At 74.2% G+C, this 9,959-nt stretch carries 8 protein-coding genes; 3 read left to right on the forward strand and 5 right to left on the reverse strand.

Annotated elements, in window-relative coordinates:
* Window positions 1-23: 23 nt before the first annotated feature.
* Window positions 24-1,049, reverse strand: coding sequence for a CU044_5270 family protein (locus tag QK442_RS26180; RefSeq protein ID WP_282696522.1), 1,026 nt, complete (start codon window positions 1,047-1,049; stop codon window positions 24-26).
* A complete protein-coding gene (locus QK442_RS26185) occupies window positions 1,046-1,765 on the reverse strand; it encodes an RNA polymerase sigma factor (RefSeq protein WP_282696523.1) in 720 nt (239 codons plus the stop codon). Before QK442_RS26185 ends, QK442_RS26180 begins: the two co-directional genes overlap by 4 nt.
* A 133-nt stretch (window positions 1,766-1,898) precedes the next feature.
* On the opposite strand from QK442_RS26185, the gene QK442_RS26190 reads away from it, so the two are divergent.
* The gene (locus QK442_RS26190) at window positions 1,899-3,638 is read left to right on the forward strand and encodes a serine protease (RefSeq protein WP_282696524.1); all 1,740 of its coding nucleotides are present in this window, start codon (window positions 1,899-1,901) and stop codon (window positions 3,636-3,638) included.
* A 72-nt stretch (window positions 3,639-3,710) separates the two neighbouring features.
* Here QK442_RS26190 and QK442_RS26195 read toward each other — a convergent pair whose 3' ends face one another.
* Window positions 3,711-5,030 carry an aminotransferase class I/II-fold pyridoxal phosphate-dependent enzyme gene (locus QK442_RS26195; protein ID WP_282696525.1) on the reverse strand — a complete coding sequence of 440 codons (1,320 nt, stop codon included), beginning with the start codon at window positions 5,028-5,030 and terminating at the stop codon, window positions 3,711-3,713.
* Window positions 5,031-5,077: 47 nt separating this feature from the next.
* Here QK442_RS26195 and QK442_RS26200 point away from each other — a divergent pair, with 47 nt between their 5' ends.
* Together QK442_RS26200 and QK442_RS26205 are read left to right on the forward strand one after the other, a co-directional pair.
* Entirely contained in the window at window positions 5,078-6,361 is a 1,284-nt protein-coding gene (locus QK442_RS26200) for an MFS transporter (RefSeq protein ID WP_282696526.1), read from the forward strand.
* 37 nt (window positions 6,362-6,398) lie between these two features.
* Window positions 6,399-7,295: a hypothetical protein gene (locus tag QK442_RS26205; RefSeq protein WP_282696527.1), complete on the forward strand. Its 897-nt coding sequence runs from the start codon at window positions 6,399-6,401 to the stop codon at window positions 7,293-7,295.
* Between the two features lie 75 nt (window positions 7,296-7,370).
* On the opposite strand, the gene ptsP is transcribed toward QK442_RS26205, so the two are convergent.
* Together ptsP and QK442_RS26215 are read right to left on the reverse strand one after the other, a co-directional pair.
* The gene (gene ptsP / locus QK442_RS26210) at window positions 7,371-9,041 is read right to left on the reverse strand and encodes a phosphoenolpyruvate--protein phosphotransferase (RefSeq protein WP_282696528.1); all 1,671 of its coding nucleotides are present in this window, start codon (window positions 9,039-9,041) and stop codon (window positions 7,371-7,373) included.
* Between the two features lie 81 nt (window positions 9,042-9,122).
* Window positions 9,123-9,572, reverse strand: coding sequence for a PTS glucose transporter subunit IIA (locus tag QK442_RS26215; RefSeq protein WP_282696529.1), 450 nt, complete (start codon window positions 9,570-9,572; stop codon window positions 9,123-9,125).
* Between the last annotated feature and the right edge of the window lie 387 nt (window positions 9,573-9,959).

Genomic DNA, 9,959 nt, shown 5'->3' on the forward strand with positions numbered 1-9,959 from the left:
GCGCCCCTTCACGACGGACCGGCTCAGCCGGGCAGCTGACCGGCCCGCCCCACCGCCGCCTTCCTGAGCACGGCCGTCTCGCTCAGGACCGTCCCGGCCGGCCCGGCGTCCGAGGCCGCGACGAGCACGGTCCGCTCTCCGAGGAACGCCGAGGTCGCCCGGTCGAAGACCCACTGGGTCCGCTCCCCGCCCGCCGTACGGGCCACGGCGACGCCTTCCCGGCCCGCCGCGTCCCGCGCCGACGGCACCACCACGACCCCCGGGATCCGCGCGGCCGCCTCGAACAGCGCGGCCGTCACCCGCGGCGGCGCCCACGTCTCGGCCAGCAGCGTCCCGACCGCCGTGAACGCCCGCTGGTCCGCGTCCCCGCCGCCGGTACGGGTCTGCTCCCGCACCAGCCGCAGCAGCGCCTCGGGCTCGGTCGGCAGCCCCGCCACGAAGGCGTGCGTCGGAGCGGTCACGGACGGTTCCTCCGGTTCCGGCACCGTCCGCCGGGGTTCGGCGCCCCGGTGGTCCAGCTCGTACACGGGCAGCCGCGGCGCCAGCTCCTGGTCGGCGGCCCCCTCCTCCCGCAGCAGCCCGGCCCGGCTCCCGTCCGCGGACAGCCACACCTGCCGCCGGTGTACGGGCTCCACCACGGTCGGCCCGCCGCCCGCCGGACGCCCGGCCCGGGCGACCAGGCTCTCCACGTACACGAACTGCTCCGGCCGCGCGTCCGGCGCGGGCGCGGCCGCAGCGGCGAGCGCCGCCCGGGACAGCACCGCGGAAGCCCCCTCAGCCCGCACCACAGGCCGCTGCTCACGCGGCTCCGGGGGAGCGGCGACCAGCACCGCTCCGGCCGCCACACCGCACACCAGGGCGGGCACCGCGAACCGCACGGCCCGCCGGGTCCACCACACCGCAGGCCGTGCGGGCCGCGCCGAGGCCAGCAGGGCCCGCCGCAGCTCCCGCTCCCGCTCCGGCCCGAACTCCGGTACGGGAGGCGGCGGCAGCAACTCCGTCAGTTCGGCGCGCAGCGCGTCCTGGGGACGAGGATCGATGTCGTTCATGCCGGCTTCTCCGGGGAGGTCGGGGGGACGAGTACGGTACGGCCCGTGCTCACGGGCGGGGAGGGGAAGAGGCCGGCGACGGGGGAGGACCGGTGACCGGACCGGGAGCCGACAGGAGCACCGCCCCCTGCACCGCCCCCCGCGTCAGCACCGGTTGTACGTCGGCCTCGGCCGCGCCGCTCGGCCCGCAGCTCCGCGTCGGCGAGCGCCCGCAGCCGCTCCCGGGCCCGCGAGAGCCGGGAACGCACCGTCCCGACGGGGACGCCCAGCGCCTCGCCCGCGGTCACGTAGTCGAGGCCGGCCCACACGACGAGCGCGAAGACCTCCCGCTCCCGGCGCCGGAGCCGCCCGAGGGCGGCCCGCGCGGCCCGCAGCCGCTCCTCGTCGGCGAGCCGCGCGGCCACCGCGTCGCTGAAGTCCGGCAGCACTCCCGTGTCGGGCATCCTGGCCAGCGCCGCGTCCCGCCTCCGCGCCTCCCGCGCGGCACCGCGCAGGACGTTGGTCGCGATGCCGAGCAGCCACGGCCTCAGACTCCCGCCCTCGGCCCGTACCCTGCCCCGGCAGCGCCACGCCTCCAGGAAGGTCGCGGACACCACGTCCTCGGCCGCGGCCCGGTCACCGCACATCCGGTACGCGTATTGGAAGAGCACACGCGCGTGTGCGTCGTACGCGTCGCCGAGCGCCGAGGGATCCCCGGCCCGGAAACGCTCTCTCATCTCTGCTTCCACACCGGGTACTGACCGCCGGTTCGCCCGGGTTCCCGTGACCCGCACCACACCGCCCGCCCGCCGAGCACCCTCTGTGGCCCAGGTCACGGGAACTCCGCCCGCTCCGGGGCCAGTTCCCTGCATGAACGAAACACCGACGACCGGATCCGATATCCGACCCACCGGATCCAGGATCCAGAACACCGCACCCGAGCTCCACACGACCGGATCCAAGATCCAGTACACCGGATCCAGGATCCAGAAGATCGGATCCACGACCCACCATCCTGGATCCACGTCCCCGAACACCGGATCCAGGATCCGGCCCACCCTCCGCCCCCTCGCCCTCACCGCCGCCCTCGCGGCCACAGCCTTCACCTTCCCGCCCGCCACCGCCCTGGCCGCCCCCGCCCAGGACGGGACGGTCACCCTCACCATCCGCCACCTGGACCGCTCCGGCGCCGACGCCTCCGCGTACACGACCCACGTCACCGGCGTCTCCGGCCCTGGCGCCGACGTCCGGGAACAGCCCCACGATCCCTCCGGCACCGTTACCCTGCGCCTGCCCAAGGGCCGTTACCTCCTCGACTCGACGCTGGAGGCGCCGAGCGAGGGCTCCGGCACGGACTGGATCGTCCAGCCCCGGCTCGACCTCGACCACGACACGACCGTCACCGTCGACGCCCGCACCACGGCCCCCGTCGACGTCCGCCCGCCCGAGGACGGCGCCCGGCCCCGGCACGCCGTCTCGTTCGTCGAGGTCAACCACGGCGGAGCGACCCGCTCCGCGAACCTGATCTCCTCGGCGACGGGCCTCCGCGTGGCCCACCTCGGCCCCGCCGCCGAGCCCGGCTCCGTCACGGCGTGGGTCGACAGCTACTGGAGCGGTGCGCGGGCCGACTACGGCCTCGGCTACCGCTTCACCTCCGACCGCGCCCTCACCGGCCTCGTCCGCAAGCCCGCCCCCGCCGACCTGGCGACCCTCCGGGTCCGCGCCGCCGACCGGGACGGCACCGGAGGCACCGGCTTCGTCTCGTTCCAGCCTTCCGAGGGCACCTCCGCCGGCCTCACGACCCCCGTGACCCGCCCGGGCATCGCGACCTTCCTCGTGACCCCCGAACGCGGCCGCTGGGACCTCGGGTACACCGCCCCCGGCACCGCGGGAGCACCTCCCAACCAGTACGAGGAGTCCGACGTACCGGTCCGCGCCGGCGCGTCCACCACCCACACCTTCGACAACGCCGTCCTCGGCCCCGCGCTCGACCCGTCCGCCGACGCGCCGCCCGCCGGCGTCCGCGACGGCGACCGGCTCTCCCTCGACCTCCCGCTGCTCGCCGACGGCGACGGCCACGCCCCCTCCGCGCCGGCCTTCCGCTCGGCCACCACCACCCTCCACCGCGACGGCGTCCTCGTCGGCACCCACCGGGGCGACCCGGGCCGGGCCTCCTTCACGCTCGACGCCCCCGACCGGGCCCGTTACCGCCTCACCGCCACGGCCCTCCACGGCACCGGCACGCGCGCGGGGCGCACCACCGCCGTCTGGACCTTCGACTCCGCCGCGACCACGGCCCCGACCGCGCTCCCGCTGAGCGTCGTCCGCTTCACCCCGCCGCTCGCCCTCGACGGCACCGCCCCCGCCGGCACGGACCTCCGTGTCCCGGTCACGGTCCAGGGGCCGGCCGCGGGCGCGGGCCTCCGCTCGCTCCGCGTCCAGGTCTCCGCCGACGGCGGCACCACCTGGGCCGCCGTTCCGGTCGTGGACGGCGCCGTCGTGATCCGCAACCCCGCCCAGGGCCGTACGGTCTCGCTCCGCGCCACCCTCACCGACACCGAGGGCAACACCCTCGACCAGACCCTCGGCCACGCCTACCGCACCCGCTGATCCCGCCCCACGCGCGTGTGGGTCCGCCGCCCGGCCGCCTCCCCGGCCCGGGCGGCGGACCCGTGCCGCCTCTCAACCCCCGTACGTCGCCTGCGCGTCCCCCAGGACCCGCGCGAAGTCCGCCGCCAGTCGCTCCGCCGCCTCTGGCGGAAGCACGGACGCCGTGATCCGTACGGCGGGCGGCGCGGCGATCCGGAACCGGGTGCCCGCCGCGACCCACCAGCCGTGCGTCCGCAGCCCGTTGACCACCGCCGACTCGTCCCGCACCGGCACCCACACGTTCAGCCCCCCGGCGCCGACCGCGCGGATGCCGCGCGCGCCGAGGGCGTCGATCAGAGCCCGCCTCCGCTCGGTGTACGCGGCCTCCCCCCGCGCCACAAGGCGTGCCACCTCCGGATCGGAGAGCAGCCCCACGACGATCTCCTGGAGCACATGGCTGACCCAGCCGGAGGTCATCAGCATCCGGCCGTCGTGCCGGGCCAGCGTCACCGCGTCACCGGTCAGCCCGGCCCACCGCAGGTCCACCCCCAGCCGCTTCGAGACCGTGCGCACCTGCGCCCAGCGGGCCGGCCCCAGTGAGCCGAGGGTGACCGGCGGGGGGCCGTCGAGCTCGGCGAGGTAGTCGTCCTCGATCACGAGGACCTCGGGGAACTCCCGGAGCAGCGCGCCCAGTTCGTCTCGTCGTCCGGGCGAGAGCGCGGCCCCGGTCGGGCACTGCGCGCGCGGACTGAGGACGACCGCCCTGACCCCGGCCCGCAGCGCCGCCCGCAGGGCGTCCGGCGTGATCCCCTCGCCGTCGACGGCGACCGGCACCATCCGCAGCCCCAGAGCGGGCACCAGGTCGAGGAGGTGATGGAAGCCGGGGTCCTCGACCGCCACGGCGTCCCCCGGTCTCAACTCCACCGAGAGCAACCGGGCGATGCAGTCGAGCGCCCCGTGCGCGAAGGTCACCCCCTCCGCCGGCACGCCGTCCCGCCGGAACCACGCCCGGGTCAGCTCCTCCAGGGCCGCCAGCCGGGGCGCGGCCCGGTGCGAGCCGTAGACGGGCCGCCTCTCGCCCTGCGGGTGGAGCACCGGCAGGAAGGCGGGATCGGGCAGGCCGCTCGACAGGTCCGTCAGCCCCTCCGGTATCCGGGGAGGGCGCCGGGACGCCACCGAGGGCGCCTCCGCCACGACCGTGCCGCCCCGCCCGCGCGTCACCACGAGCCCGCGCCCGCGCAGCTCCTTGTACGCGGTCGCCACCGTGCCCGGGCTCACCCCCAGGTCGTCCGCGAGCTTCCGTACGGGAGGCAGCGCGTCGCCCGGCGCGAGTTCGCCCTCGGTCACGCCGCGTTCGACGGACGCGGCAATCCCCTTGGCCGTCGCCCCTTGGATCGAATATTGTGTCGCCACATTCAAAAGTATGTATCAGTACATAACTTGCGTCAAGGGGGAACCGCGTGAGCCGCCCGTCCTCGTGGCACCGCACCGCACTCGACCGCATCCCCGGAGGCCGCGACGGCCGCCGGATGCTCGTCGTCAGCATCATCGACAAGACGGGCACCGGCCTCTGGGCCGGCTGCACCGCCCTCTACTTCACCTACGTCTCCGGCCTGAGCCTCGCCCAGGTCGGCCTCCTCATGACCGTCGCCGGCGGCGTCGGCACGGCGGGCGCCCCTCTCGCGGGTCTCCTCGCCGACCGCTTCCCCCTCGTACGCGTCATCGTCGCCACCCAGCTGATGCGCGGCATCACCCTCCTCGCTCTCCTGACCAGCGACCACTTCCTCCTCCTCACCCTCTACTCCGCGCTCGGAGCCCTCCCCGACCGCGCAGGCAGCGTCCTCATCAAGCTCTACGCCGCCCGCCAGGCCGGCCCCGACCGCGTCCGCTACCAGGCCATCCAGCGCACCACCGTCAACATCGGCTGGTCCATCGGAGGGCTCGGCGCCGCCGCCGCGCTCGCCACCGGCTCCACCCAGGCCTACACCTGGCTCCTCGTCGGCAACGTCCTCTCCTACCTGGCCATCGCCGCCCTCACCCTGCGCTGCACCGAACCCCCTGCCCCCTCCCGTACCGTCGCCACCTCGGCCGACGCCCCCCGGCACCGGCCCGCGAACCCCTGGCGCGACCGCACCTTCCTCGGCTACACCGCCACCGACGCGGCCCTCTACCTCGACGACACCATCCTCCAAGTGGCCATCCCCCTCTGGATCGTCCACGCCACCGACGCCCCCGTCGGCCTCGCTCCCCTCCTCCTCGTCCTCAACACCGTCCTCGTCGTCCTCTTCCAGGTCCCCCTCGCCCGCTTCGGCGCCACCACCCCCGCCGCCCGCCGCCTCCTCATCCCCCTCTCCGGCCTCTTCGTCGTCGGCACCCTCGCCCTCGCGGCCTCCGCCGCCGGCGGCCGCACCCTCGCCATCACCGCCCTCACCGTCGCCGTCGTCGCCCTGACCTTCGCCGAGATCATCCACGCCACCTCCTCCTGGGAACTCTCGGTCGCCCTCGCACCCGCCGAGGCCCAGGGCGCCTACCTCGGCGTCCACGGCCTCGCCCAGTCCGGCCAGCGCTTCGCCGGCCCCCTCCTCGTCACCGGAGTCATGACCGCCGGCCCCCTCGCCTGGCCCCTCCTCGGCCTCGTCCTCGTCGGAGCCGGAGCGGCCCAGCACCGACTCATCCGCGACCGCGTCCTCAAGCCCGCCCCACCCTCACTGTCAGTGCCCGCGATTACGCTGAGTGAGCACTGATCGACGGTGATCAGACCACCGCACCCGAGGGGGAGCCATGACGACCACCACCACGACCCGCCTCCGCCGCGCCCTGCGCCGCGAGATCCCCAGCACTGTCGGCCTCCTCGCCGACGAGCAGGACTTCGCCGCGATGCGCCGCTACCGCACCTTCGCCTTCCCCGACCACTCCACCTACCTCAAGGAGGTCGAAGCCCTCCTCACCTCCCTCGCCCGCCAAGGCGCCCACACCACCGTGGCCCTCTTCGACCCCGACGAGTACGCCTCCTACTGCGCCGAGACCGGCCTCGACCCCGACCACCCCACCAGCCGCAGCCGCTTCACCGACCACCTGGCCACCACCGGCGCCCGCGTCACCTACACCGGACAACCCCTCACCACCCTCCTCCCCGAACTCATCGACACCGCCGTCCGCCACGCCACCTGGGAGTACGCCACCACCGTCCTCGCCACCGCGGGAGACTGCGCCGACTGCGGCCTGGACCTCGGCCGCGACGCCTTCGACCGGGCCACCCGCCTCCTCCTCGGCCTCCTCGACGGAGCGGGATCCGGCACCCACCACCTCGTCTGCAGCGTCCCCGCCGCCGACGACCACCTCCTCGCCGTCCTCCACACCACCCGCGACGACCACGGCACCAGCCACCACGACCCCGCCGCCGCCACCGAGTTCACCGCCGTCCTCGCCGCCGGCATCGCCCTCGCCTCCTCGGGCGGGCTCGTCCTGCGCGTCACCCACCCCGACCACCCCGATCGGCTCCACGGCTGGCGCCTCACCGACGGCACCCTCGTCCCTCTCACCGAGGCCGAGGTCTTCGCCGCCTACTGCACCGACGCCCGCACCGGCGAACCCCTCCCTCCCGAGCACGGCGTCGACTACCGCCCCGGCTTCCCCCTGCCCCCCGACCCCGAAGCCCACGACCCCGGCCGGCACTGACCCCGGACACGCCGAAGGGGCTCCCCGCCACAGACGACGGGAAGCCCCTCCGGACCACGCGCTACGACCCTGGGATCACTCCCCGGACAGCACCGCCTGCGCGGCGAGCCGCGCCTCGTGCGCCGTGTCCGCGGCACGCGCCGCGGCCGCCGCACGCTCGCACTGCGCGAGCGTGTACTTCGCCAGCGTCGCCCGCACGTACGGGATCGACGCCGCACCCATCGACAAGGAGGTGACCCCCAGACCGGTCAGCACACACGCGAGCAGCGGATCCGAGGCAGCCTCGCCGCAGACACCACAGCTCTTGCCCTCGGCCTTGGCCGCCTCGGCGGACAGCGCCACCAGGTCGAGCAGCGCCGGCTGCCACGGGTCCTGCAGCCGGGAGACCGCACCCACCTGACGGTCGGCGGCGAAGGTGTACTGCGCCAGGTCGTTCGTGCCCAGCGACAGGAACTCGACCTCCTGCAGGATCGAACGCGCCCGGAGCGCGGCGGACGGAATCTCCACCATCGCACCGAACTTCGCCTGGAGCCCCGCCTCGCGGCACGCGTCGGCGAACGCCTTCGCGTCCGTCCGGTCGGCCACCATAGGCGCCATGACCTCCAGGTACACCGGCAGACCCTCGGCGGCCTTCGCCAGCGCGGTCAGCTGCGTCCGCAGCACCTCCGGGTGGTCGAGCAGCGTTCGCAGGCCCCGCACGCCCAACGCGGGGTTCGGCTCGTCCGCCGGCGTCAGGAAGTCCAGCGGCTTGTCGGCACCGGCGTCGAGCACCCGCACGACCACCCGGCCCTCCGGGAACGCCTCCAGGACCTTCCGGTAGGCCTCGACCTGCTTCTCCTCGGACGGAGCCTTCTGACTGTCGTCCAGGAAGAGGAACTCCGTACGGAACAGACCGACGCCCTCGGCACCCGCCTCCACCGCGGCCGGCACATCCGCGGGACCGCCGACGTTGGCGAGCAGCGGCACCTTGTGCCCGTCCGAAGTGGCCCCCGGACCGCTGGAGGCGGACAGCGCCGCCTTCCGCTCCTCGGCGGCCTTGGTCAGCGCCGCCTTCTTCTCCTCGCTCGGCCCCACGAAGATCTCGCCGGTGGAACCGTCCACCGCGATCTCCGTGCCCTCGGCCAGCTCACCGGCACCAGGGAGCGCCACCACGGCCGGCACCCCCAGGGCGCGCGCCAGGATGGCGCTGTGGCTGGTCGGCCCGCCCTCCTCGGTCACGAAGCCGAGCACCAGCGTGGGGTCGAGCAGCGCGGTGTCGGCCGGCGCCAGGTCCCGCGCGATCAGTACATACGGCTCGTCGCTGTCCGGCACCCCGGGCATCGGCACGCCAAGGAGTCGCGCGACGATCCGGTTCCGCACGTCGTCCAGGTCGGCGACCCGGCCCGCCATGTACTCACCGGCACCCGCCAGCAGCTCGCGATAGTGCGAGAAGGCGTCGTAGATACCGCGCTCGGCCGTGCTGCCGACCGCGATCCTGCGGTCGACGTCGGCCATGAGCTCCGGGTCCTGGGCGATCATCGCCTGGGCCTCCAGCACGGCCTGGGCCTCACCGCCGGCCAGATTGCCGCGCGCGATCAGATCCGCGGCCACGGCCTCCACGCCCTGGCGGGCGCGCCCCTGTTCGCGCTCCGCCTCCTCGGCGGGAATCTGCTTGGCGGGCGGCTCCAGTACCGCCGTACCCATGTGCCGCACCTGGCCGATCGCCACTCCGTGGCTGACGCCCACGCCTCGCAGCGTTGTCTCCATCTCACCCGTCTCCGATAGAGCGGCGGCCGGAACCACCGCGTTGAATGTCGTACGCGCAGCCGTCCTGACGACGGAGCGGACTCAGCTCCAGCCGAAGAGCTGGTCGCCGGCCTTCACGTCGCCGTCCTCACGGACGTCGGAGAGCGAGTCGGCCGTGGCCTCGAGGGCGACGACGGGGCAGATCGGGGACTTGCCGAGGGCTTCGACCTCGGCAGGGTTCCACCGCACGACGGCCTGTCCGCGCGTCACGGTGTCGCCCTTGTTCACGAGCAGCTCGAAACCCTGTCCGTTGAGCTGGACGGTGTCGATGCCGAGGTGCGTCAGCACGCCGTGCCCCTCGCCGTCCACGACGACGAAGGCGTGCGGGTGCATGGAGACGACGACCCCGTCGACGGGGGAGACCGCCTCGGAGGGCTCACGCACGGGATCGATGGCGGTGCCGGGCCCGACCATGGCACCGGAGAAGACCGGGTCGGGAACGTCGGCGAGACCGATGGCGCGTCCAGCGAGTGGCGACGTCACGGTTGTCATGGGAAGCCTCCCAGGGGCGGAGATCGTGTGGCGCCGCCACTACCTGTCCTGGGCGGCGCATACTGTTCAGAAGCGTATGTCATGGGAAGTCCCGGTTCCGCACGAGGTGTACCAATTGGCGGACCTAGGGACTACCGGAAACGATTTGCCTCTACTGACGGTGGGATGTACTGTCGTACCCCCGCCAGACCCCAACGCGGCCTTGAGTCGTGGGTCGGCAGCACCATCAAGCCAGATCCTAACCTCAGTGGTCTACACCTCTGCCTGCCCCGGTTCGTTCCGGATGAGCGCGAGCGCGGAGGGGTGGTCAAGGAGGCGGAGAAAGCCTGGTAATGTTTGAACCCGCCGGAAGGGCCCGGAGCGAAAGCGAAAGGGACCGGAAAGCAC

The sequence above is a fragment of the Streptomyces sp. CC208A genome, assembly GCF_030010625.1.
GTDB lineage: Bacteria > Actinomycetota > Actinomycetes > Streptomycetales > Streptomycetaceae > Streptomyces.

Coding starts and splice junctions, on each gene's coding strand:
- ptsP (WP_282696528.1), bottom strand. CDS start 9,041: ATGGAGACAACGCTGCGAGGCGTGGGCGTCAGCCACGGAGTGGCGATC.
- QK442_RS26205 (WP_282696527.1), top strand. CDS start 6,399: ATGACGACCACCACCACGACCCGCCTCCGCCGCGCCCTGCGCCGCGAG.
- QK442_RS26215 (WP_282696529.1), bottom strand. CDS start 9,572: ATGACAACCGTGACGTCGCCACTCGCTGGACGCGCCATCGGTCTCGCC.
- QK442_RS26180 (WP_282696522.1), bottom strand. CDS start 1,049: ATGAACGACATCGATCCTCGTCCCCAGGACGCGCTGCGCGCCGAACTG.
- QK442_RS26190 (WP_282696524.1), top strand. CDS start 1,899: ATGAACGAAACACCGACGACCGGATCCGATATCCGACCCACCGGATCC.
- QK442_RS26185 (WP_282696523.1), bottom strand. CDS start 1,765: ATGAGAGAGCGTTTCCGGGCCGGGGATCCCTCGGCGCTCGGCGACGCG.